We start from the raw sequence: 22,378 nt of genomic DNA on the forward strand, positions 1-22,378 counted from the left end.
CCAAAGCGGCACGAAGATCACCAACTTCACCCTCGCCACCTCGCGGCCGCGCCTCTCGGAAGGTCGCGTGATGCGCGACGAGAACGGCTACCGGGTCATGGACACCGAATGGCACCGCATCACCTGCTTCAACGGTCTCGGCAAGACCGTAGCAGAGCACTGCGAAAAGGGCATGAAGGTTCTCGTCCACGGGCGCATCCACTACACCAAGTGGACCGACGCCACCGGCACTGACCGCTACGGCTGCGAGATCATCGCCGAGAAGGTCGACTTCCTGAGCCGCCCGAAGTCGGCCGAGAACGAAAACCCCGAGCTGGTCGATCGAGACGACGAGATCCCGTTCTGAAAAGAACGGGGTCTCCCCCTCGGGCCCGGCGGGGAAACCCGCCGGGTTCTGGGCTTCCCTCCGGTCGAATGCCCCTCCCGTCCAATCGTTCATTTCGATAGCTGGGCCGCCCCAGAAATCGAAGGATGGAAAATGAAATCAACATCTTCTGCTCTCACGCCGCGCAGGATCGCCGAGTTTTGCAAGAGCCGGTTCACGACGATCTTCACCGAAGGTGAGGTGCGCTTGCTCTATAGCTGCTTGGTCGACCTGCTCGAACAAGCCGAATACCCGCCCTATCGGGGCAGTGGGCTCGACCTACCGTCTCTGTCTGCCATGCTCGACATCGATGTCGAGCGGCTCCGCGCCCATCGGGCGGACTTGCAGCCGATCTTCGATGCTGTGGCACGGCAAGTTTCGAATGTGACCTTGCGCCCGGCTCGCACGACGAGCCGCTCGATGCCCTCCAAGGTCGCCGTTCCTTCCGCGAACTCCGCCGACGTTCCAGCGACCAGCAGCGAGAAGGTCCGCAAGAAGCCCGGCGTCCGCCCGAGAGGAATCGTCGAGTTTCCCGAGCCATTGGACACGGCATTTAAGGACCCCGCGACCTTTGGCGAAGCCCTTCAACTGCATGCCCGCCGTCATGGCGAAACGATCTACCACCTCTACAACGCAGTGGTACGACCCGAGGACGGCGTCAATCGCAGTACGCTGATCAGCTGGGGGCGCGGCAAGAAGGTCCCGCGCGCTGCGATCAGCTTGGAAATCCTGGGACGCATCGAGCGGCGCTATCGGCTGCCGGCGGGCTACTTCTTAAGCCTGTCGGGTACTCCTGATCGAGCACCAGGCGATTTTGATCTGGACGACATCTCGCCATCTGAGCGGCGACGTCTGGCGTGGCACCTCCCCGAAGATTTCAACCGCAGGCCAAGCCAGGAGAAGGCAGAAATCCTTGATTGGGTCCGCACGGTTATCATCAGCGGGTCAACGGATTACCGCAGGTATCAGGCTGCTGCCATTCGTCAGCGCTATGCGGTGCGCTTTAGCTGTGCCTCTGGGCCGGTTCGCAAGTCTTCACCCGCACGGACGCCGGAAGAGTCTGGCATCGTCATCGCGCCCAAGCGCCTGAACGACGAGATGGCCGAATTCCTTCGCTTCAAGACGTCGACATTCGCTGCCTTCGGCATGCAGAGGAACGGGGTCTGGGGAACGGAGACAGCTTCCCAGAAGGTGGAGCATTTCGGGCTATGGTTCGGGGCGTTCGTGGCCCCACCCGAGAGCGAAGTACAGGGTCTCGGCGTCGATCCAAAACTTCTGACCTTTGCCATGATGATCTTCCCCCAGGTTTGGGATTGGTACCTTCATTGGCGCGAGCGTCGTCGCGGCTTTTACACCAAATGGGAGATCGACCTGCTATCGATCGCTGCAGCGATTTGCCGAGAAGAGACCGGTTGGCTGCGTCAATCGCCCCGCATGGGGAGCAGCCTTCGGCCGATTGAGGGCTTGGTTACCGAGGCTGATATCAACGCGGTGCAGTCGGATTGGCCCGCCGCCTGCGACCGCATGTACAAACACGCCCGTCGTCGGATCAAGGAGATCGACCGCGTTGCCCGCATTCATCGAGACCCTTTCGAGCCCATCCTGCCGGTGCTCGAAGCGCCAAGTCCGGTCGGCGAGTACCGCAAGATCACCGAAGAAATCCTGCGGCGGATGCCAGACGAACGGCACAACGCCCGTGCGGCGGCAGAAGCCGTCCGTGCTTTCCTGATGCTGCGTATCGGTCTTCACACGGGGCTGCGGCAGAAGAATTTGCGCGAACTAATGCTGTGCCGGCCAGGGACCTTGCCGACATCGGAGCGCAAACTGGAGGACCTGAAACGGGGCGAATTGCGTTGGAGCAGCCGCGACCAGGGTTGGGAAATCCTGATCCCGTCGGTGGCATTCAAGAACGCCAACTCGTCGTTCTTCGGCTCAAAACCATTTCGCCTGATCCTTCCGGACCTCGGGCGACTTTACGAACTGATCGAAGCCTGGATCGAGCGCCATCGCGCGCGGCTGATCGCCGATGCGGCTGACCCGGGTACCTTCTTCGTCAAGACGGCGAAGATGACCAGCACCAATGCGGCCTACTGCCAGAACACTTTCTATGAGGCGTGGCGCACAGCGATACAGCGCTACGGCATCTATAACCCATGGACCAAGCGCGGCGCGATTGAAGGCCTGTTGCCGCACGGGCCGCACAATGTGCGGGACGTTCTGGCCACCCATATCCTGAAGCGCACCGGGTCCTACGAACAAGCGAGCTACGCCATTCAGGATACACCGGATATGGTCGCGCAGCACTACGGTCGGTTCTTGCCGCAGGACAAATCCGAGATCGCGGCACGGATCCTGAACCAGGTCTGGGAAGCGGCCTAGCCAGCTTCATCATAAGGCGAGGATGAGACCCCGATTCCAGAACCGGGGCCTCATCAGTTGTCTTGGAGTTTGTCCGACCCGCCGGATGAAAAAGCTGCTCGACCGAGACTGCCCGAAGTGTTGGCGGTCCGACGCTCCGGCGCTACTGGTCTTTGTTCCTTTCTTCGACGATGCCGTGACTGCGATAGGCATCAAGCATCATGCGGGTATAGTCGGCCGTGCTCTGGGTCACTGTGGCCAAACCGGGCCACGCGAACAGCGGATCCGACCACATAACTTCCAACTCCAGTTCGATCCCGAGCACTGCAGCCACGTCGATCGCGGCTGTCGGCTCCTTTTCTTCGGGCCAGTAGTGATCCTCGAAGGAAATAACGACGTCGAGATCGTCATCCACCCAGATTTCGGCAAGACCCGCGCCCATGCGCTCACTGGCATTGGTCGCATCCTCGAACAGGGCTGCCCGGATCAAATGGGTCACCTGGTCCTTGCTGAGATCAAGTCTTGGCCGCGGATCGACGATGGAGACGATAGGTTCCACCTCTTGCCCTTCGGCGCGAACTTGGACCGGCACTGGCTTTCCCTCGTTCGGCCCTAACCAGAACGCTTCTGGGAAAATGTTGATCGGTGATGCGCCGCAGCCCGGGCAATGCCAATGGCTTCCAGCGATCTGTCGTCCGGTGATTTCGGCATCGCAATGGAGGCAGTACCAGAGGTTCGATTCCTCCATCTCCAAGAACGGGTGGCGCACCTTTCCTTCCGCATCCGGTTTCGTGGCGCGACGTGGCCAATCGGCAAATCGTCGCGCCTTGACGCTCTGCATAAATTCCTCGGCAATCCCGATGGCTTCTTCGCGCAGCGTTCGATCGTTCATCGGGCTGTTCTGGGAATGCTTGATGTCGATCTCGACCCGAGGGGCGGTCGAAGGGTTTTCTAGCAGGACGATCCGCCAACCATCGCCTTCCATGTGGACGTCACCAAACATTGTTTTCAGCGCGTATGGATGCCCACGGACCTCTCCTCGAGTGACGGCATCGGGGCCCCCGAAGATATGGTCGAAGGTCGAACCCTCGTAGGAAGTGATCCGTTCCACGAAGGCCTTGATCGTGGCAACTTGTGCTTCGGAGGGTACCCACTCTCCTTTCGCGCTGCCTGTCAACGCGTTCCAATGAGCAAAGCCCATTCGATTGGCAACAAGGTCGAGCGCTACGTGCTGTGGTTGACCGGTCGCCCTGGCGTAACGCTTCGCCAGCAGCTTCAGCGTCTTAAGCTTATCGTTCTGTGTCATGATCCATGTCCAAGCCGGATCTGACTAGGTGCCCGCTGCTAATCAGACCCACCGATGGCATGAGGTCTGTTTCTGAAATCAAATTCGCTGCGAAGCTTCGCGTGGCGGGCACACCGGCCTGCGAGAAAGGCCGCTCTCAACCTCTGCCATTTTCGGGTGCAGGTCAACACCGATGCGTTCTGGGCGTGGAACGCTTCCCATCTGGTGCCGTTTCCTTGAGAGAGTCCGAGTTTGGCCGGTTTTCCGGCGACGGGTTGAGGGCTGGGAGAGTGGCTTCTGGCGCCCGTCGCGGGAGATAGCCGATGGGCGTTGTAGAAGTTCTGGATCCAGTCGCACCGGCGCGGGCGGGTGGCTGGAAAGTGGATGTGAGCCGGGGTGAGCGGAACGGGCGAGTGTCGTCCGAATGGTTCAACCGGCCCGATGATGAGCGGTATCTGTCGCTCGACGATCTCTGGGCCAATTTGAAGGGCCGCTCCGAGCGCAGCCGCAGCCGGGTGGTGCAGACCGCCGACATCCGGGTCGAGGCTGCGCGCGACAGCGCTGAACGGCTGCACCTGGTCCTGCCGAAAGCGCAGGAGCCGGTCGCGCCCACGCATTGGGCGTTCGGGCAGCTTGCGAGCATCGTTGGCGCTCCGGCGTCCTACCTGCGACAGCTGCCTGCGCCGCTGGCCGGGATCAACCTGCAATACGGCTTGACCAATCACCGCGCCGAGCAGGTCAAGACCTTCGAGATGGAAGACGGTCGCACCGAACTGCGTGCGGTGACCGGCCCCGACTATGGCCGCATCCATGACCATGAACTCGTCGAGGCGGTGCAGCGCATCGCGGGTAATGGCACGGGCGACACGCGCTGGAAGGTGCCGGGTGTGCTCGACTGGTCGACCGGGGTCTACAACCCCGATGTCGAGATCAGCCGCGACACGACCACGCTCTATGCCTCGGACCGTGACGTCTTCCTGTTCCTGGTCGATGATCACAACCCGATCGAGGCGGGTCGTCTGCCCGACGGCTCCCCTGATCTCTACTTCCGGGGATTCTATTGCTGGAATTCCGAGGTGGGCGCCAAGACCCTCGGCATGGCGAGCTTCTACCTGCGGGCGGTGTGCCAAAACAGGAATCTGTGGGGCGTCGAGGATTTCCAGGAGATCACCATCCGCCACTCGAAATACGCCGCCTCCCGTTTCGCGCATGAGGCGGCCCCGGCGCTGACACGGTTTGCCAATTCCTCGCCGCAGGGTTTCGTGAATGGCATCAAGGCCGCGCGGCAGCAGATCGTGGCGCGCACGGATGAAGACCGGGATGACTTCTTGAGGAAGCGTGGGTTTTCGAAGGCCGAGTCGGGCAAGATTATCGAGAAGGTGCTGATGGAGGAAGGCCGCCCGCCAGAGAGCATCTTCGACTTCGTGCAGGGCATCACGCGGCTTGCACGCGACAAGACCCAGCAGGATGCCCGCCTCGACATGGAGGGGCGCGCGAAGAAGCTTCTCGACCGGGTCGGCTGACGCCGGGCCTGACAACGCGACCGCCTTCATCCGCGGCGGTCGCGCTTTCCCCTTCCACATGCATGCCACTGGCCCCGCCCCGAGAGGGCAGGGGGGCTTCGGCCTGCGTATTTCAGCGAGACACCCATGACCCCCCAGGAAGAAACCATCGTCCTCGAAGCCCGCGACATCCTCGGCCGCTATCTCAGTCAGAACCCGGTCATCGGCAGCTGGCAGGCGCTGATGGACTATTGTGCGTTCAGCGTTCGTGGGCCCATCGAGCGCTTCCATGTCCTCTACCTGGACCGCAGGAACCGCATCATCTCCGATGAGCTTCTCTCGACCGGCACGGTCGATCTTGTCCCGGTCTATCCGCGCGAGGTGATCAAGCGGGCGCTGATGTTGAACGCCAGCGCCTTGATCCTGATCCACAACCACCCCTCGGGCGATCCGACGCCGTCGGAGGCCGATCTCAGCATGACCAAGGAGATCCAGAAGGGGTGCAGGTATCTCGGCCTGACGCTGCACGACCACATCATCGTCGGCGCCGGGACGGAGCTGAGCCTACGAGCCTTGGGCAAGCTCTGAGGGCCCATCGGACCCGTCACCGCTGCCCCTTCGAGGAAGAGGGCGGCGGTTTGGTCTTTGACGGATGAGGCGGGGAGAACGGCTTCCCGCGCCGTTGGAGATTTTCCCATGTTCGACCTGCCATTGCCCATCCACCCGACCGCTTACGCGCGGGGCGTCCCGCCGCATTTTCCCTCGGGCGACACCGACCCCAACCACCTCTTCGCCCTGACCCTGTCGCGCCGCGCACCGGCTGATCTCATGTCGGGCCGCGCGGCTCCGCTCGTCCTCTCCCCTTTCGCGACGCTGGCCGAGGCCATGCAGGACGCGATCGACCATGCCGAGGGTATGGCCCCGGATGCCGCGCCCCAGTTTCTCGCGATCATCGACCGCGACGAGCGCCTTGTGCTGGCCGGGGCCGCCAGCGACCACGCTGTCGCCTGGTGCCACCCGGTGACGAGCGCGGCCGAGGCGCGCGGCGTGGTGACCGAGGCAAGCCAGCTGCGCGCGCAGGCGGGCCGTGCGGCTGCCTGGGGTGAGCCCGATCTCGCGCAGCGGCTGCGCCACCGCGCCGATCTTCTGGATGCCCGGCTCGTCGACCCGCTCTGGCGCGCTTTCGCCGCCGGGGCGCTGCAGGTCGCTGCGTGAGGCCCGAGAGACAGAGAAGGGCAGATGGGGATTTGGAGCTTGTCCGGGGGAGAGAGATCGCCCGACCCGGCTCCGATCCCTTCCCCTTACCGGAGACACCCGATGACCCTGGCTGAACCCACCCTCGCACCACCGATGGCACCCTCGACCGTCGACATGGGCCAGATCTTCGCGGCGCATGCAGAACGCGCGGCCCGCATTGACGCGCTGCGCCCCGGCAACAAGGATCGCCTCTTCGACGGTCTTACGGCCGCCGGCATCACCCATGTAACTGTGACCTTTGACGGGGCCGGGGACAGCGGCCAGATCGAAAGCATCGGCGCGTGGTCCGGTGAAACCGCCGTCGATTTCCCCGCGACCGAGATTGAATACGCGGCGCTGACCTGGGACGACCCCGAGGTCGAGATGAGGCAGCTCTCGCTGGAAAATGTCGTCGAGCAGCTGGCCTATGACTTCCTCTCCGACACCCATGGCGGTTGGGAGAACAACGACGGTGCCTGGGGCGAGTTCTGCTTCGACGCTGCAGCCCGCTGCATCCACCTCGAGTTCAACGAGCGCTTCACCTCGTCCGAACTCTACACCCACGCTTTCTGAGGGGGGAGGCAATGGCACATCCCTATCACCACGCCCTCTCCTCCGTGAAGAAATGGGGCGGCACGGTTGACGACTTCATCGCGGTGCATGCCTGGTTCGACCAGAGCAAGGAGATCACGGCCGACTTTCGGCACCGCGCGCTCCGCCATCATGCCGAGGGTATCTTCATGGCCGTTACATGGACAGGCAAGCGTCAAGGCGCAGGGGTCTTCGGTAGGAACAGGCCGACCGCCGCGCTCCCCAAAAAGCTGGCGGTGGTCGGCCTGTTCCGTGTGCAGGACCGCATTTCATTCCAATTCCTCGCCGAGGTCGGTCAGGAGTTGTTCGACTCTTCTTGCGACGGCGCAATGACGTTCGACTTCGCGCGACCAAGAGCGGGCGCGCGCGTCTTCGGCTAGAGACAGTTCCAATCGACGGCGTTCGCGCAGCCGCGGCGCGTAGCACGGCGTCGTTACAAAGCGAGAACAGCTCAGGTAAAGGTCGCATTCGCAAGGACCTTCCGAGGGCAACCTCAGACAATGTCCCAGTTCCAGCGCAGTCTTGAAGAAGTTGCTGCGAAGCCAGTCGACCGCGCTTTCGCCAAGATTTCCGGATCGGATCACTTCCGCTCCTGCACCCGCAATCATGGCGCCTGGTTCCAGAACGGACTGGTAGTCGCGCAGCACCTCTGCGTCGCTGATCCGCGCATATACCATCGTCATCTGAGGGCTTTCGTGGCCGAGGACGCTCATGATGGTGTGAAGCTTTGCACCGCGTTCTGCGAGTTCGGTTCCGAGCGTGTGGCGGAATCGGTGCATGGTCACGGTTGGCCTGCCTCCGGCGTCGACCAAGCCAGTGGCGGCACACACCCGCTTCAATGGCGCACCAAACAGATGGCGTCCGCTCATCAGTTTTCCGCGCCAGACGAACACGAACCGGACGAGATCGCCTGTCCGTTCGTCGGGCAGCATTCGGTCTGCGACCTTAGCGCGGAGACCCAGCACAACCCGAAGGGCCTCTGCGGCCTCATCATGCAGTGGGATTTGGCGCTCGCGGGCGGTCTTACCGACGGGCAGCCGAAGGCGCGCCGTGCCATCGGCGTATTGGTCGAGGCAGTCCACAGATAGGCGCTGAATTTCGCTGCGGCGCGCACCTGACCACCTAGCGAGGAGCATAGCTGCGCGCTGGAACGGATCGGAAAGCGCCCGGATTTCCTCCATCAGCCGTTCGAGCTCAGCACGAGGGATGTATCGGGGAATTCGGTCGGGCACGCGCGGCAGATCGCGTTTTGCCACGAGCGGCCATCGCGGCACTTCAGTCCACGCCCAGTCCTCGGCATCCTTGAAGAATTGTGCCAGCCGGACAACGCGTCCCCTCTGAGAATTCGCAGTGAGTGGTCGCCCGGTCTTTGGCGACAACTCGGTCTTCATCGCGTTCATCCAGCTGACGATGTGCTCATGCTTTACCTGCCCAAAGGTGCGCACTTCTGGTGCCGTTTTGGCCAAATGCTGCAGAAATCGGCGGGCGGTAAGCGCGTGGTGGTACACGGTGACCGGTCGCAAGCTTGGTGCACGGCGTACAAGCCATTCATCGATCAATGCGCCCATTTCAGGCTGTGCCGCCTTCAAATCCGCCGATGGCATGATCTTTCGCGGCGGGTCGTCGACTTGCCCGCGGTGATAGAGTGCCAAGCGCAGCTGGCCGATCATCGTAATCCAAGCTTTGGAGACTAGACGATACCGGTCGCTCGAGGTCCAGTAGGCACCAAGATCTGATCTATCGCCGAACATCCGAACGGCGACGAGGAGCTCATTGATGTCGTTCTGACGCAAAGCGCTGACCAGTCGGGGTCCCTGGTGAAGGGCGAGACGCCCGAGCGTCCACCGCATTGCTCGATCAGCACCCGCATAGACGAGACCTAGGTCTGTCGCCTCGCGCGCAAGTCTCTCGACACCGAGATCGATATCCAACAGCCGTGCCACGTCGTGAACGCAAAGGTCGCCGACGGCGAGCAGCCACGGATAATCCAATCGGAGATGCCCTTTCAGCGCCAGATAGTAGAGATAGGCGCGCGCGAAATAGGAGGGTCGATCCTGAAGGGTAGCTCTGGTTTGCCCGTTGATCCGACCGACACGAACTGCGAGCGGCGCGGCCAGCCATTCTTCAATGTCTGGCCAGGCCTCGACGAATTGCTTGCGCTGACTTCGGCGTTGTTGGACGAACTGCTTCGTCGGATAGCAGCGTTGTAGAAAAGCGTCGTATTCATCGGCCGAACAGTGGCTGCTGCGAAAGAGAGATGGGGCATCGATCGAACGTGCCTGCATCGCTGCCGCGGAGACTGGGCCCCGCATCACTTTGCGCCTTCCGCAGGGTCCTGCACCTTCTCGTCTGGAAGGCCGAGGGCACGGCGATATTCGGCGACAACAATCGGATCGGAAACCCGGGTGTAAACGCGGGTTGCTTCTGGCGATGCATGACCAAGCCTTCGCTGAAGCGTCAGCTCGCGCATCCCGGCCTCCCACATCTTTGTTGCATGGGTATGGCGCAGGGCATGTGGGGTCACCCATGGTTTACGTATGTTCGCACGATCGCACGCCCTCGCAAAAAGCTTGGCCAGCGCGGCGTAGGAAAGTGGCTCATGCCTGCGTGGGCCACTGCCACCGACCAGAAACAGGAAGGGACTGTCTGTGTCCTGTGGTCGTTCGGTCATGACATATCCGCTGACTGACTGCAGCGTTGCCGTTTCATGCAAATCGACGACGCGCTCAGATCGTGACTTGCTCCGAACGCCGCGCGGGTGATCGAAACGCACCCTGACGGTCACCCGTCGCCTGCCATATGCGATGTCGGCGAGGTGCAAGCCAAGCACCTCACCTGGTCGCAGACCGCCGTCGAGCATCAAGCGAATGATTGCCAGATCGCGGCGCGTTCGCAGCTGCGCGATCAGCGCGTCGACCTGCTCATCCGCCATCGGGCGGGGCAAACGATGGATCTGCCGCAACCGCACCGGGCTCCGTAAGGCCGACTGCGAGGTGACGCCAGTCAGGAACGGTCGATGGCGTTCAGCGACATGTGCGGCAGCGCGATCATGAATTCGGGTGATCGGGTTTGGGCCAGCAAAACGATCAGTGAACCGCGCCCATTCGAAGAATGAAGAAACCGCTGCAAGCACCCGGTTGATCGTCGCCGTGCTGAGCCGAGCAGATCGTTCTCCATCGGTCGCGGCCAACGACGGGTACGGCCCGGTGCCGCGGCGACGGCTCGGCTTGCTGCGCAGATGGATCAGCAAGTCAACCGCGCGCGCCGGTGTCAGCGCACGCCAATCCCACCCCTGTTCATCAAGAAAGGAAAGAAGATGCGAAAGATCGTGCTGATAAGCGCGCGCGGTGTTGGGAGAACATCCCGACCCATTCAGGTACGTCACGAACGCGGCGATGGTTGCGGCGAACGAAGATGGATCAGGGCCTGCGCCTTCAAGCTTTGCATCCACCATGGCGCATCTCCGACTGAGTCTAAATCGTCTGCCACGATACGCCCGAAGTCGGTTTTGACCGACTCTGTCTATATAATGGCCGAGACGATCTTTGGGCCGACCCTCACCCTCTCGACCGGGCGGATCATTCCGACCCGCTGGGTTGGCGAGCAGCATGTGAAGGAAGACCTCGGCTTCATCCCGAGCTTCGCCGACTGGGTGAAGGCCATCCGGCCCGAGCCTTGGATGGGTCGGGCCGAGAGGATTGAGGCGCTGGTCGATCCCTATCTCGCCTGGCCCGTGGTCGAGGTCACCTGACATGACCGATCCGGCCTATCAGCGCCTCGGTCTGCCAGCGACGGCCTCGACCTACACCGTCCTGCGGGCGGCGGTCCGGGCGCTGCACCCCGACTCGCGCGCCGTTCGTGGCTTCCGGAACGCACGCAAGCGCTTCTACCGGCAGATGCTCTGCGCGCATGCCGCGCGACAGGCGGCGGGCGACAGTTCCACAGGCTGATTGCCCCCGACCACCCTTTCTTCCCAATCGAGTGCCCGGCCTCTCGGCCGGGTCTTCCCCATTCAGGAAGTCCCCATGGCGGATTACTTCACCTATTTCTCGTGCCTGCTCGATGTCGGCACCCCCGACAAGGCGGCCCGCGCGTTTGCGTTGTTCGAGGAACTCCGCGAAGCCGATCAGGACGCCGACGACCCGGAGGTCGCAGGCTTCGACCTCGTGCGCCAGGACACGCCCGAGGGCAGCACCCTCTGGATCCATGACCAAGACCACGGCGATGTCGAAGCCGTCATCCGCTTCGTCCTGCGCCTCGCGGAAGAATTCGATCTCACCGGCCTCTGGGGCTTCCAGTATGCCCTCATCTGCTCCCGACCGCGCCTCGACGCCTTCGGCGGCGGCGCGCATGTCATCGATCTCGGTGCCCGCAAATCCATCGGCTGGACGAGCAGCCAGGAATGGCTGGTCGCCGCGCTGAACGGGGAGGACGTCGATGCCTGAGGTCATCTGCACCACCGTCTACCAGTTCCCCGAACTCTCGGATGCGGCCAAGGAAAAGGCGCGCGACTGGTATCGCGAGCGTGGTCCCCACGACGATTGGTGGGACGGGGTCTATGAGGATTTCGAGCGGGTCTGCGAAATCCTCGGCATCCGCCTGAAAACCACTCCCGTGCGGCTGATGGGCGGCGGGACGCGGGCCAAGCCCTGCATCTGGTTCTCCGGGTTCTGGAGCCAGGGCGATGGCGCCTGCTTCGAGGGCTATTGGTCCCATGCCAAGGGCGCGGCCGCGCGCATCCGGGACTACGCCCCGACCGATGCAACGCTGCACGGCGTCGCTGACCGGCTGCAGGCCATCCAGCGGCGGAACTTCGACCAGCTTGCTGCTGAGGTCAGCCACCGCGGTCGCTACTATCACGAATACACCATGGCCGTTGACGTCACGCGGGACAGCCCGACCTGGCAGCCGCCGACCGAAGACGCCGAGGAGATCGTGACCGAGGCGCTGCGTGATCTGGCCCACTGGCTCTACCGCCAGCTTCAGGCTGAATACGACCACCTGACCTCGGACGAGGCCATAGAGGAGGGGATCATCGTCAACGAGTATACCTTCACCGAAGCAGGGCGCCGCTTCGGGTGAGACGGCATAGTTGAAAACTGTCAGAAACGGGCGCATTTTTCTGACAAAGGAGCGATCATGGAACGCATTGCCGAGAGCATCATGAAGGTCGCGGTGACGTTGCCGGAGGGGGTACCCTTGGCAGCGAAGGGGCTCTTGCATCTCGGCTCACGCGTGGCGGTCGATCAGACGCTGTCGCGTCTGGCCGCGCGCGGCGAGTTGATCCGTGCAGGACGCGGCATCTACATGCGCCCGGTCCAGACACGTTTTGGGCCGCGTAGTCCCTCGACCGAACAAGCGATCGAAGCTCTGGCTGTGCAGCGGGGCGAGACGATCGTGCCGAGCGGTGCTGCTGCGGCAAACGCTCTGGGCCTGACCACGCAGGTGCCGGTCAAGTCGGTTTACCTCACCTCCGGTCGAAGCCGCGTGCTGAACCTTGGCTGCCAAGCAGTCGAACTGCGTCATGCGCCGCGTTGGCAGTTGGCCCTTGGGAACAAGACATCCGGCCAGGTTGTCCGCGCTCTGGCATGGCTCGGGCCGGATGAGGCTTCCAAGGCCCTGCAAATCCTGCGATCCAAGCTCGCGGACACAGCAAAGACAGAACTGGTGTCTGCTGCGCCGCAGTTCCCGACTTGGCTGGCACGATTGGTTGGAGAGATAGTCCATGGCTGAGGCGTCAGTGCGCTTCAGCGCTTTGCCTGGTGCCCATTCCGAGGCGGGAGGCAAATTCAAGACAGTCGACCCAGGGGGCCAATGCTCACCCGCCTCGCGACGGTGCGGTGCACGGTTCAGCCCAGAAGCTTCAGCAGGGCGTCGCGCTGCGCGGCGTGCTTTGCAGGGTTGTCGCGCTTCAGCTTGTTCAGGTTGAGGAGTTTCCACTGCACGGCTGGAAGGTGTACCGCCTGCAACCGGTCGATGGCCTTAAAGTCAGGCTCTCCGTCTTGGAGTGTTAGAAGGAACTGCCTCGCCTTGTCGTCGAGCCGCGATTGCACATCGGTGATCAATCTCAGCCGCGTCGCCAGAAGTATGTCGAGGGGGACCGGTGTTCTGGTCATGCCCTCGAATTCCCGAGCGTAGGGTTGTCCGAGGTCGATCAGGTTCGGATCGAGCAGCTCATGCGCCGGGCGCGGCGAACTGGCGACATAGATCAGGAAGGTCTGGAAGAGGTCCTGCGTCAGGTCCTCGTTCTCGTAAAGGAGCGTGACGTCATAGAGATCCCGGGGATGCTGCCGGTCCAAGGCAGCGTGCAGCTTGCCAGCGAACAGATCCTCGAACGAGACGATCTTCATTTCAGCATAGCCATAGGTGTCTTCCACGGCTGACGAGACGGTCCGGATTTCCGGATCGTGGACCACGCCCCGGGACACGGGTGATGTTTCGATCTTGATCTCGGCATTGCCGAGGCGCGCCAGCAGCCGCGTGGCCCCGCCGCCGCCGCCTTGGATGCGCTGCGATTTCGCGCCGCGGATACCGGTTTCGATGGCAGCCGCGATGCGATCCATCGCGGCATTGATCTCGTCCAGGCTTTCGGCGCGTTCCTTGATCGGAAGGTAAGTCAGGTCGATATCGACCGACAACCGCGGCAGGTCGCGGTAAAAGAGGTTGATGGCCGTCCCACCTTTGAGCGCGAAGACGCTTTCACCCGCGACATGGGGCAGGACGCGCACCAGGAGCGCAACTTGGGCCTCATAGGTCTCACGCGCCACTGTCGGCCTCCGGTTTCACGAAATCTTCCGGCACCATGATCCGATAGCGCGGGTGGATTTTGCCTCCTCGGACCAAGGCTCTGTCGCCGCTGCCGAGGTCGAAGGCCTGCGGGTCGATCCGTTTGCGCCAGGGATGGTCGTGGCGGTCGGCAAAGACGAAGAACAGGCGCTTGACCTTGATCTTACGGCAAGCCTCCAAGAGGTCGGAAAGCAGTTTCGGGCGCAGGGTTGTCAGGCTCTCGAAAGCCATGTCGAGCGTGTGGAAACTCTCATGGTCAGGCAACTCGTCCATGGCCTCCAGAACTGCGCGCTCCGGCGTCGACATCGTCAGACCCCAGTCCCATGGCTGGCCAGTCGTTTTGCCCTCGATCAAGCCCAGTTTTGGGTCAGCGAACAAGGAACGTGGGCGGGTTCTGATCTGGGCATCCATCGGCAGTTTCGCCAGCCAATTGGGGATACTGTCCCCATAGACCCAGACTGGAGCGCTTTCGCCGAGGCGCAGGTAATGGGCATGTCCTTGTTCGCCGAGCGCCGTGGTGCCGCCGACATGCAGGTCATGACCCATGATGTGCTGCGCGGACAGGATGCAGGTCTTCCAGTCGATGCTGTTCGATGTCGGCGTGGCTGCGATGCTGGGGAGCGGACGGCGGAAGACGCCTCGGGTGATGCGGTCGAGCCAGCCGCGCTTCACATAGTCACGGAAACTCTCGTAGGCGATACCTTGGGAGACGAGCCATGCGGCATCGACCAGATATCCGGCGGGCACGGCATCAAGCAGTTTCTTCAGATTCTGTGACCTTGCGGCGTCCATGATGTCTAAAGTGACAGATCTTCAAAGAGACATCCACGGTTTTCTTTGATGAGGATGCTTTTCCAGCGTTATTGACGCTCCAATATCACGATTCCCAAAGAACTGAGGTACTAGCCCCAAGTGGAGGAAGATCTGAAGACGCTGGGTCGAGCGACGGCTAAGACTTGCGGTGGTTGCCGAAGGCCGATGCGGGCACCTCCCGGCGTGCCGCCGGGACCAGGCCTTTGGTCCTGAGGACAGGAGTTTGACCGAGGCTGATGTCCCGAAGGGCTAATCTGCCAACCTATAGGTTGGCAACGACGCTCGGTTTGCCAAGCCACGGTATGGCAGAAGCTCCGGAAGGCCGGAACCAGCAGAGCCAGCCGGTGCCGTGCTCACCTGTTCCCGTCGATCCACTTCGACATCAGCCCCTTGTCGCGGAAGCACTCATCCGGGACGGCGCGCCGTTTGATCCTGGCGAGTTTCTCCGCGAAAGCCACCTGCTTCGAGGTCGGCAGCCGGTCCATGTCCGACACTGGCTTCAACTGGGCCTGCGCATCGATCCACGCGCTGAGCGACCGGCGGTCTTGCTGGACCTCCCATGGCAGGAGGGTCTTGTTGCGAAGGGCGAGCGACCGCGCATAAGCGATCTGCTTGGCCGTCGCGGGCATGGCATGCGTGGTGCTGTCCATCGGGAAACTCCCTTGCTGGCTTCGCTCTCAATGTAGAACATAACAGGAACAAAATCAAGCCAAGCGAACGGAACGCATCGGTTCGAGAGGGAGAGAGGGGCGGGGTGTTGATTTCCACTGAGAGCTGACCCGGGTTTTCCATCGAGAAGTGACCCACCTTTGATTATGGATTTCGGGTCATGTTTGGGTCAATGCACGGTTTCACTCCTTCTTCTTTCGGGCTGCTGCGGCTGAACTTGCTTTGAAGCGGAAGCTGTCGTTTCCGGTTTCGAGGATGTGGCAGCGGTGTGTGAGGCGGTCGAGCAAGGCAGTAGTCATTTTGGCGTCGCCGAAGACCGTGGCCCATTCGCTGAAGCTGAGGTTGGTGGTGATCGCGACGCTGGTGCGCTCGTAAAGCTTGCTCAGCAAGTGGAACAGCAACGCCCCGCCCGAGGCGCTGAAGGGCAGGTATCCGAGCTCGTCGAGGATCACGAGGTCGAGCTTGGTCAGGCTTTCGGCAATCTGGCCTGCTTTACCCTTGGCCTTTTCCTGTTCGAGGGCATTGACCAGTTCGATGGTGGAGAAGAAGCGGACCCTGCGGCGGTGATGCTCTATTGCCTGGATACCAAGAGCCGTCGCGACATGTGTCTTGCCGGTGCCCGGTCCCCCGATCAGGACGACATTCTGCGCGCCGTCGAGGAACTCACAGCGATGCAGCGTCCGGACAGTGGCCTCGTTGATCTCGCTTGCGGCGAAGTCGAAGCCCGAGAGGTCCTTGTAGGCTGGGAAGCGTGCCGCCTTCATGTGATAGGCGATGGAGCGCACCTCTCGTTCGGCCAGTTCGGCCTTCAGCAGTTGCGATAGAATTGGGATGGCGGCTTCAAATGCAGGTGCGCCCTGTTCGATGAGATCCTCAACGGCTTGGGCCATGCCATACATCTTCAAGCTCCGAAGCATGATGACGATGGCACCTGCGGCCGGGTCATGACGCATGGCGGCCTCCAGCGATCTGGCTGCGCAGGGCGTCATAGCGTTCCACATTGGCCTTGGGCTCTCGCCGCAGGATCAACGCTTGCGGAGTATCCAATGGTGGACCACCGATCACCTTGCCGTCGACGAGGCGGTGCAGGAGGTTCAGCACATGGGTCTTGGTGGGCACGCCCTCGGTCAGGGCCAGTTCCACGGCGGTCAGCACGGCCTGCTCATCGTGCTGCAAGACAAGCGCGAGGATGTCGACCATCTCGCGATCACCGCCGGGCTTGCGGAGCATCTGATCCTGCAAATGCCTGAAGGCAGATGGCAATTCCAGGAAGGGCGCGCCATTGCGGAGAGCCCCGGGCTTCCGTTGCACGACGGCCAGATAATGCCGCCAGTCATAGATCGTCTTCGGAGGCAACTTGTGGCTGCGCTGGATCAGGCGAGCATGTTCGCACAGGATGTTGCCCTCCGCCGCCACCACCAACCGGTCGGGATAGACCCGCAGACTGACGGGCCGGTTCGCGAATGATGCTGGAACGCTGTAGCGATTGCGCTCGAAGCTGATCAGGCAGGTAGGTGAGACACGCTTGCTCACCTCGACAAAGCCGTCAAATGCCACGGGCAACGGCATCAAGGCCCTCTGTTCCGCCGCCCAGACATCAGCGATGGTTCCGGGCAGCCTGCCATGGGCGGTCTCATGCCATAGCTCGAAGCAACGCTCTTCCAGCCAGGCGTTCAGTCCCGCAAGATCAGGGAAGTTTGGCATGCCCTGCAACATCTGATGACGGGCGTCGCGGACATTCTTCTCGACCTGCCCTTTCTCCCAACCCGCCGCCGGATTGCAGAACTCGGGCTCAAAGACATAGTGGTTCGCCATGGCGAGGAAGCGGATGTTGACCTCACGGGCCTTTCCGCGGCCCACACGATCAACCGCCGTCTTCATATTGTCGTAGATGCCCCGTTCCGGCACGCCGCCGAAGACCCGGAACGCGTGCCAATGGGCATCGAACAGCATCTCATGGGTCTGCAAAGGATAGGCGCGCAGGAGAAAGGCCCGACTGTGCGACAGCTTGATATGGGCGACCTGAAGCTTCGTGCGCTCACCGCCGACGACCGCGAAGTCCTCGCTCCAGTCGAACTGGAACGCTTCACCAGCACGGAAGGCCAGCGGAACGAACGTCCCTCGACCCGTCGTTTGCTGCTCACGCTGCCGATCTGCCCGCCATTCTCGCGCGAAGGCCGCCACACGATTGTAAGAACCGGTGAAGCCGAGCGTCACCAGATCGGCGTGCATCTTCGTCAACGTCTGCCGCTCTTTGCGTGGCTTGCCAGCATTGGTCTTCAGCCAGACCGCCAGCTTCTCGGCAAAGGGATCAAGCTTGCTCGGGCGCTCCGGCGTCGCGAAATGCGGCTCGGTGACATCAGCCTTCAGATACTTCTTGATGGTATTGCGCGACAGTCCAGTGCGCCGCGCGATCTCGCGGATCGGCAAACCCTGTCGAAGGCGCAGCTTCCGGATCACGTTCAGTAGTCCCATGTCGATCACTCCGTTGACCCCCTCGCGCTTCGCTCGGGGCAGGGTCACATGGGTCAAATCTCAATGGAAATCTTCGGCCGAACCGGGTCAGCTCTCAGTGGAAATCAACACCCGAGGACCTCTCTCAGTTCTGGATCGCACGCGATCCTGACAACCTTCTGCTCGATGAGAACATCCTCCGGGTCTTGCGCGAGCGTGGATTTGAGGTGCTCCCGTTTGAGGACTCGATCGCCTTCCGGGTTGAGTACGAAGAGCGCTACCGGTCCGCTTGGGATCGCGGCACCCCCGGGGCATGCAAGGCGCTCGTTCTTCAATTCCAAGGAGCGGACCTGAACCTTCTACCGTGGGACTATCTTCGGCATGCACGAAGGGTTGACCTGAGTCTCGCGGATCTAATGCCCAAGCTGAATACCAGCGTCATACGGCAGATCGATAGCACCGACCTCGAAAGGCTCTTCGCCGCCCACAATAGTCATGCTTCCCAGGTTCTCGGCGAGAGCATGACGAAGGAGTTCCTTCTGACGCATCTATTCGAGGTGAACCCTCACCTCATGCGAAAGCCGGAAAACTTCTGGCGCGAAGCATTTGGGTTGCATTATCGCGGCGTCGTCTTGCCCCCCGTCCTTGCTCAATATGTTGCCAAGATCTTGACGGACACGGTCCTGGGGTCTTTGCCCGTCGAAGGTCTACTATCTTCGAGGAGCGCTATGGCCCGCACGGTACAAGCGGCATGGGGCCGATTTCTGGAAGAGCGGGGTGTCGAGATTGAGCATGCAGATGTGGATTCAGGGTCCCAACCGACCAAGGTTGTCGACATCCCATTTGATCATCCAGACATCCGTGTCATCGTTGATACCCTCTTCCTTGAAGGCGCTCTGCAGCCAGTAAACGCTCGGACTGTGCCGGCCACACTGCCTGATTGGATTAGGTTGGGTGCTATTCAAAGCCCAACCAGCCTACGCGATCTGGTTGAGAGCGGCATTAGTTCGATGGCTGCCAAGCTCCCCGAACCAGAGGCGACGCACCGGGACTGGACGGACGCCGCTAGGCGCTTGGCTGAGACCATCCATCGTCTCCATGAACTGCCGAGCGAAGAGGTGCCTTCCATTCTGCCCGCGATGCGTGAGCTGCAAATCGATGCGGACACGAGACTGCGAGAATGGGTGCAAAAGCGGTATCAGGATCTGCCATCGCTGCCTGTCGCAAAGGCGCCAGTAATGGTGCACCACATCCCGAGATACCTGTCGATGCGCCGGAACGCAGGCGAAGAAAAGATCGCGCTTCTGGTGTTTGACGGGATGGCACTCGATCAGTGGGTACAAATTCGAGAGTATCTGAGCGCCCGCGCTCCGGACTTGACGACTGAAGAGAGCGGTTGCTTTGCATGGCTTCCAAGCCTCACTTCCGTCTCGCGACAGGCACTGTTCTCAGGGTTAAGGCCTCGTGAGTTTCAATCGTCGATCGAAACAACCGCCCAGGAGCCTTCCCTCTGGAACCGCTTCTGGATGGAAAATGGACTGCGCCCCGCCGAAGTCCTCTATCGCAAAGCGATCAAGCGAACAGAACAGTTGCCCGACCTTGAGGCAGCTGTTTCCAGCCCATCGATCAAGGTTGCGGGTATCGTCGTCGACATGATCGACGAGCTGGTCCACGGCGCCATGCTCGGAAAACGTGGTCTTTCGGGCCAGATTCGGGAGTGGTGCGAAACCGGCTTCGTCGAGAAGCTGCTGAACCTTCTGATCAGCCGGGGGTTCCAAGTTTACGTGACTGCGGACCATGGGAACGTAGATGCCGACGGCATTGGTCGGCTCAATCAAGGTGTGATCAGTGAAGTGAAAGGGGAGCGGGTTCGGACGTACCGCAACGAGACGTTGGCGGGGTCTGTTCCGGCAGATATCGACGCTTTTGCTTTCGGGGGGCCGGGTCTACCGCCCGATTTTCTTCCGCTCTATGCGAGTGGGCGCGGGGCCTTCGTGCCCAACGGCCAACAGGTTGTCGCTCATGGAGGAATGTCGGTAGAGGAGCTGATTGTGCCCTTCGTGAAGATCGGGATTAGGAAAGAGGAAGATGCAGCCTAAAGCTCCTCAGATTGGTTTTGACCGGTTTATCCGCCTCGATTGGGCCGAAGCCGCGTTACGGGTGCGATCGGGAGCTGCTGATATAGGTGAACTCGACCAAATCCTTACTGGGTCTCATGCTGGACTGGAGGCAAAGAAGAAGACGAGAACGGTCTTGAACCGACTCTGGCTCGAGCCGCGCGAAGAGCTCGCCGGCTTGGCAGATCGGGGCGTCGCCATCTTTCGCCAGGTAGCCGATCCGCACGTCGCGGCTCTTACCTGGGGCATGGCGTTGGCGGTCTATCCGTTCTTCGCGAAGGTTGCCGAAATCGTGGGTCGGCTTACGTCGCTTCAGGGTGATTGCACCACGGCGGAAGTCCACAGGAGGATGGCAGAGATCTATGGCGAGCGAGAAGGCACTCGCCGAATGACAAATATGGTCATTCAGTCGCAGGTTGACTGGTCACTCCTTGGGAAGAGCGAAAATGGCAAGACGCTGACCCGGAAGCCTCCAATGGCTCTGCAAAGCCCTGAGACAGTTCAATGGATGTCTGAAGCGTTGCTGATGCATGTGGGCCGCCCGCTCACTCTTGACGGGCTTTCCGGTCAACCAACGATGTTTCCCTTCTCCTTCGGAGATAATCTTGGCTATGTGCTCTCGCTATCCGAAGCATTTGATGTACGGGCGGACAGCGCAGGTACTCGCATCGTTGGCTTGAAGGCTCGGTAGTCTGACGCCTTTTCAGCCGTTTAGTGGGATTTCCTTGCCGACCTTACCGGTCTGGGGGAACTACGCGGCGTTCAGATTGGGAGAGTGCCAGCCAATACCGCGTATGCCGACGCTCGCCGGTGCGGTTGAGCGCGCCCATCTCCACCAGATCCTGCAGATCTCGGGTTGTGGTGGCGCGTGATGTGCCGGTGATGGCGATGTAGTTCTCGGCGCTGAGGCCACCTTTGAACCCATCAGGCCCCTCGCGGAACATGCGCTCAATCACCTTGGCTTGTCGCTCGTTCAGTCGATCACGGAACTGGTCGTAGAACTTCGCCTTGGCGATGAAGAACGCGACCCGTGTCAGCGTCACCTGCTGCGCCTTCAGAACGATCTCGGCGAACCAGATCAGCCAGCCGGTTACGTCCAGTGTCTTCTGGTGGGTTTCGAGCTGGTCGTAGTAGGCTTTCCGGTCCCGTTCGATCGTATAGGCTAGCGCGATCAGGCTCGGCTGGCCGATGTTCTGCGCAAGGGACTTTTCCGCCAAGGCCCGGCCGAGGCGACCATTGCCGTCCTCGAAGGGATGGATGCTTTCGAACCAGAGGTGCCCGAGCGCTGCGCGGGTCAGAGCCGGCAGGGGCGTTGGACCGTCTGGCGCCGTTCGGTTGAACCAGTCGACGAACACGTCCATCTCGCCTTGGACCTGCGCGGAGGGCGGCGCCTCGAAATGCACCGTCGGCCGGTCGATGCGACCGGAGACGATCTGCATCGCGTCGGCATGCCGCCGATACGCGCCGATGGATTCGAGCCCGCGGTCATGTGCCAGGAGCATCCCGTGCCAGCGGCAGAGTGTGTCGTGGGTCAGAGGGGCGGCGTAGGTCGAGTAGACGTCGACCATCATCTCTGCGACGCCCTGTTCGCGCGGCCGTGATGGTGCGCCGTCGGCAGTCAAGCCGAACTGACGGCGCAGGGAGGATTGCACGCTGGACCTATCCAGCACCTCGCCTTCGATGGCGCTTGTACGCATCGCCTCTTCGCTCAGAAGATCGATGCGCAGACGGTCGCGTTCGTCGCCCGTCAAATAGCGGAAGGCACCAACAATCTCGCCGGATGACAGCAGGAACCGCCGTTCGAGGGCCTCGACGGCGGCGCTGTCAAAGCGAAAATTCGGCCAGTCGGGTCGTGTCCAGTTCCAGCGCATGAGCTATAGAATCCCTTTCTATAACTCACAATAATGCAGAATTATGATTTATGAAAGCGCGCTCTATGCATCACGTCCAGCGCTTGAGCTGGGGCGTACAGGCGCAGACCCACACATAACGCCGCATTTGTGCGCGTGTCAGGCTGCGGCCGAGATGGGTTCGTAGCGCACTTCAGCCTTGGCGGTGTCCAGCCAGGCGGGCTGCAGGTCGCCGTTGTTCCATTGGTAGAGGTAGCCCACCAGCGTGTCGGTTTTCTTGCAGAAGATGCGCATGATCGGTTCGCCTGTGAGGCGGGTTTCAGGGGTGTCGCGTTGCCCTTTAATCTGAGACG

22 protein-coding genes and 2 pseudogenes are annotated in these 22,378 nt (G+C 61.5%); 14 read left to right on the forward strand and 10 right to left on the reverse strand.

Annotated features, from left to right (window positions below):
- Together FE811_RS19195 and FE811_RS19200 are read left to right on the forward strand one after the other, a co-directional pair.
- On the forward strand, positions 1 to 346 hold a 346-nt coding region (locus FE811_RS19195; RefSeq protein WP_140848405.1), incomplete at its 5' end, for a single-stranded DNA-binding protein.
- 132 nt (positions 347 to 478) lie between these two features.
- Positions 479 to 2,743, forward strand: a complete 2,265-nt coding sequence (locus tag FE811_RS19200) for a hypothetical protein (protein ID WP_140848406.1) — start codon at positions 479 to 481, stop codon at positions 2,741 to 2,743.
- A gap of 142 nt (positions 2,744 to 2,885) precedes the next feature.
- On the opposite strand, the gene FE811_RS19205 is transcribed toward FE811_RS19200, so the two are convergent.
- On the reverse strand, positions 2,886 to 4,028 hold the full coding sequence (locus FE811_RS19205) for a hypothetical protein (protein ID WP_255469787.1): 1,143 nt from the start codon (positions 4,026 to 4,028) through the stop codon (positions 2,886 to 2,888).
- Positions 4,029 to 4,330: 302 nt separating this feature from the next.
- On the opposite strand from FE811_RS19205, the gene FE811_RS19210 reads away from it, so the two are divergent.
- The 5 genes from FE811_RS19210 (at position 4,331) to FE811_RS19230 (ending at position 7,716) form a co-directional block, all read left to right on the forward strand.
- Positions 4,331 to 5,530, forward strand: coding sequence for a DUF932 domain-containing protein (locus FE811_RS19210; protein WP_140848407.1), 1,200 nt, complete (start codon positions 4,331 to 4,333; stop codon positions 5,528 to 5,530).
- 126 nt (positions 5,531 to 5,656) lie between these two features.
- Entirely contained in the window at positions 5,657 to 6,097 is a 441-nt protein-coding gene (locus FE811_RS19215; RefSeq protein ID WP_140848408.1) for a RadC family protein, read from the forward strand.
- Between the two features lie 108 nt (positions 6,098 to 6,205).
- Complete coding sequence (locus FE811_RS19220) at positions 6,206 to 6,724, forward strand: DNA repair protein RadC (RefSeq protein ID WP_140848410.1); 519 nt, start codon at positions 6,206 to 6,208, stop codon at positions 6,722 to 6,724.
- Between the two features lie 102 nt (positions 6,725 to 6,826).
- Positions 6,827 to 7,318, forward strand: a complete 492-nt coding sequence (locus tag FE811_RS19225) for a DUF6878 family protein (RefSeq protein ID WP_140848412.1) — start codon at positions 6,827 to 6,829, stop codon at positions 7,316 to 7,318.
- 11 nt (positions 7,319 to 7,329) lie between these two features.
- Positions 7,330 to 7,716 (forward strand): hypothetical protein, encoded by a 387-nt coding sequence (locus FE811_RS19230; protein WP_140848414.1) that lies wholly within the window; start codon positions 7,330 to 7,332, stop codon positions 7,714 to 7,716.
- Here the strand turns inward: FE811_RS19230 and FE811_RS27940 are convergent.
- Both FE811_RS27940 and FE811_RS19240 read right to left on the reverse strand, forming a co-directional pair.
- Positions 7,606 to 9,648: a tyrosine-type recombinase/integrase gene (locus tag FE811_RS27940; RefSeq protein ID WP_219848905.1), complete on the reverse strand. Its 2,043-nt coding sequence runs from the start codon at positions 9,646 to 9,648 to the stop codon at positions 7,606 to 7,608. The genes FE811_RS19230 and FE811_RS27940 overlap by 111 nt on opposite strands.
- Complete coding sequence (locus FE811_RS19240) at positions 9,648 to 10,790, reverse strand: tyrosine-type recombinase/integrase (RefSeq protein ID WP_045682654.1); 1,143 nt, start codon at positions 10,788 to 10,790, stop codon at positions 9,648 to 9,650. The genes FE811_RS27940 and FE811_RS19240 overlap by 1 nt, the downstream gene beginning before the upstream one ends.
- A 75-nt stretch (positions 10,791 to 10,865) precedes the next feature.
- Between FE811_RS19240 and FE811_RS19245 the strand changes: the two are divergent.
- The 5 genes and pseudogenes from FE811_RS19245 to FE811_RS19265 form a co-directional block, all read left to right on the forward strand.
- Positions 10,866 to 11,087 (forward strand): annotated as a pseudogene (locus tag FE811_RS19245) (hypothetical protein); the annotation flags it as partial.
- Position 11,088: 1 nt separating this feature from the next.
- The gene (locus FE811_RS19250) at positions 11,089 to 11,286 is read left to right on the forward strand and encodes a hypothetical protein (RefSeq protein ID WP_140848418.1); all 198 of its coding nucleotides are present in this window, start codon (positions 11,089 to 11,091) and stop codon (positions 11,284 to 11,286) included.
- Positions 11,287 to 11,361: 75 nt separating this feature from the next.
- The gene (locus FE811_RS19255; RefSeq protein WP_140848420.1) at positions 11,362 to 11,781 is read left to right on the forward strand and encodes a hypothetical protein; all 420 of its coding nucleotides are present in this window, start codon (positions 11,362 to 11,364) and stop codon (positions 11,779 to 11,781) included.
- The gene (locus FE811_RS19260) at positions 11,774 to 12,418 is read left to right on the forward strand and encodes an antitoxin of toxin-antitoxin stability system (protein WP_140848422.1); all 645 of its coding nucleotides are present in this window, start codon (positions 11,774 to 11,776) and stop codon (positions 12,416 to 12,418) included. Before FE811_RS19255 ends, FE811_RS19260 begins: the two co-directional genes overlap by 8 nt.
- 57 nt (positions 12,419 to 12,475) lie before the next feature.
- A complete protein-coding gene (locus FE811_RS19265) occupies positions 12,476 to 13,069 on the forward strand; it encodes a DUF6088 family protein (protein WP_140848424.1) in 594 nt (197 codons plus the stop codon).
- A gap of 116 nt (positions 13,070 to 13,185) precedes the next feature.
- Here FE811_RS19265 and FE811_RS19270 read toward each other — a convergent pair whose 3' ends face one another.
- From FE811_RS19270 to istA, 5 genes are all read right to left on the reverse strand, one after another.
- On the reverse strand, positions 13,186 to 14,103 hold the full coding sequence (locus FE811_RS19270; RefSeq protein ID WP_140848426.1) for a nucleotidyl transferase AbiEii/AbiGii toxin family protein: 918 nt from the start codon (positions 14,101 to 14,103) through the stop codon (positions 13,186 to 13,188).
- Positions 14,093 to 14,914, reverse strand: a complete 822-nt coding sequence (locus FE811_RS19275; RefSeq protein ID WP_140848428.1) for a type IV toxin-antitoxin system AbiEi family antitoxin — start codon at positions 14,912 to 14,914, stop codon at positions 14,093 to 14,095. The genes FE811_RS19270 and FE811_RS19275 overlap by 11 nt, the downstream gene beginning before the upstream one ends.
- 374 nt (positions 14,915 to 15,288) lie before the next feature.
- Entirely contained in the window at positions 15,289 to 15,585 is a 297-nt protein-coding gene (locus FE811_RS19280) for a hypothetical protein (protein WP_140848430.1), read from the reverse strand.
- A 201-nt stretch (positions 15,586 to 15,786) separates the two neighbouring features.
- Positions 15,787 to 16,557, reverse strand: a complete 771-nt coding sequence (istB, locus tag FE811_RS19285; RefSeq protein WP_140848432.1) for an IS21-like element helper ATPase IstB — start codon at positions 16,555 to 16,557, stop codon at positions 15,787 to 15,789.
- Complete coding sequence (gene istA / locus FE811_RS19290) at positions 16,547 to 18,079, reverse strand: IS21 family transposase (RefSeq protein WP_140848434.1); 1,533 nt, start codon at positions 18,077 to 18,079, stop codon at positions 16,547 to 16,549. The genes istB and istA overlap by 11 nt, the downstream gene beginning before the upstream one ends.
- Before the next feature lie 122 nt (positions 18,080 to 18,201).
- On the opposite strand from istA, the pseudogene pglZ reads away from it, so the two are divergent.
- Positions 18,202 to 20,157: pseudogene (gene pglZ / locus FE811_RS19295) on the forward strand (BREX-3 system phosphatase PglZ); the annotation flags it as partial.
- Positions 20,147 to 20,866: a hypothetical protein gene (locus FE811_RS19300; protein ID WP_140848438.1), complete on the forward strand. Its 720-nt coding sequence runs from the start codon at positions 20,147 to 20,149 to the stop codon at positions 20,864 to 20,866. The pseudogene pglZ and the gene FE811_RS19300, both read left to right, overlap by 11 nt.
- A 43-nt stretch (positions 20,867 to 20,909) precedes the next feature.
- Here the strand turns inward: FE811_RS19300 and FE811_RS19305 are convergent, their stop codons facing one another.
- Both FE811_RS19305 and FE811_RS19310 read right to left on the reverse strand, forming a co-directional pair.
- Complete coding sequence (locus FE811_RS19305; RefSeq protein WP_140848440.1) at positions 20,910 to 22,046, reverse strand: Fic family protein; 1,137 nt, start codon at positions 22,044 to 22,046, stop codon at positions 20,910 to 20,912.
- A 138-nt stretch (positions 22,047 to 22,184) separates the two neighbouring features.
- On the reverse strand, positions 22,185 to 22,378 hold a 194-nt coding region (locus FE811_RS19310; protein ID WP_140848442.1), incomplete at its 5' end, for a hypothetical protein.

The organism is Paracoccus sp. FO-3, from assembly GCF_006386455.1.
Taxonomy (GTDB): Bacteria; Pseudomonadota; Alphaproteobacteria; order Rhodobacterales; family Rhodobacteraceae; genus Paracoccus; species Paracoccus versutus.

Coding starts and splice junctions, on each gene's coding strand:
- FE811_RS19200 (WP_140848406.1), top strand. CDS start 479: ATGAAATCAACATCTTCTGCTCTCACGCCGCGCAGGATCGCCGAGTTT.
- FE811_RS19205 (WP_255469787.1), bottom strand. CDS start 4,028: ATGACACAGAACGATAAGCTTAAGACGCTGAAGCTGCTGGCGAAGCGT.
- FE811_RS19210 (WP_140848407.1), top strand. CDS start 4,331: ATGGGCGTTGTAGAAGTTCTGGATCCAGTCGCACCGGCGCGGGCGGGT.
- FE811_RS19215 (WP_140848408.1), top strand. CDS start 5,657: ATGACCCCCCAGGAAGAAACCATCGTCCTCGAAGCCCGCGACATCCTC.
- FE811_RS19220 (WP_140848410.1), top strand. CDS start 6,206: ATGTTCGACCTGCCATTGCCCATCCACCCGACCGCTTACGCGCGGGGC.
- FE811_RS19225 (WP_140848412.1), top strand. CDS start 6,827: ATGACCCTGGCTGAACCCACCCTCGCACCACCGATGGCACCCTCGACC.
- FE811_RS19230 (WP_140848414.1), top strand. CDS start 7,330: ATGGCACATCCCTATCACCACGCCCTCTCCTCCGTGAAGAAATGGGGC.
- FE811_RS27940 (WP_219848905.1), bottom strand. CDS start 9,648: ATGCGGGGCCCAGTCTCCGCGGCAGCGATGCAGGCACGTTCGATCGAT.
- FE811_RS19240 (WP_045682654.1), bottom strand. CDS start 10,790: ATGGTGGATGCAAAGCTTGAAGGCGCAGGCCCTGATCCATCTTCGTTC.
- FE811_RS19250 (WP_140848418.1), top strand. CDS start 11,089: ATGACCGATCCGGCCTATCAGCGCCTCGGTCTGCCAGCGACGGCCTCG.
- FE811_RS19255 (WP_140848420.1), top strand. CDS start 11,362: ATGGCGGATTACTTCACCTATTTCTCGTGCCTGCTCGATGTCGGCACC.
- FE811_RS19260 (WP_140848422.1), top strand. CDS start 11,774: ATGCCTGAGGTCATCTGCACCACCGTCTACCAGTTCCCCGAACTCTCG.
- FE811_RS19265 (WP_140848424.1), top strand. CDS start 12,476: ATGGAACGCATTGCCGAGAGCATCATGAAGGTCGCGGTGACGTTGCCG.
- FE811_RS19275 (WP_140848428.1), bottom strand. CDS start 14,914: ATGGACGCCGCAAGGTCACAGAATCTGAAGAAACTGCTTGATGCCGTG.
- FE811_RS19280 (WP_140848430.1), bottom strand. CDS start 15,585: ATGGACAGCACCACGCATGCCATGCCCGCGACGGCCAAGCAGATCGCT.
- istB (WP_140848432.1), bottom strand. CDS start 16,557: ATGCGTCATGACCCGGCCGCAGGTGCCATCGTCATCATGCTTCGGAGC.
- istA (WP_140848434.1), bottom strand. CDS start 18,079: ATGGGACTACTGAACGTGATCCGGAAGCTGCGCCTTCGACAGGGTTTG.
- FE811_RS19300 (WP_140848438.1), top strand. CDS start 20,147: ATGCAGCCTAAAGCTCCTCAGATTGGTTTTGACCGGTTTATCCGCCTC.
- FE811_RS19305 (WP_140848440.1), bottom strand. CDS start 22,046: ATGCGCTGGAACTGGACACGACCCGACTGGCCGAATTTTCGCTTTGAC.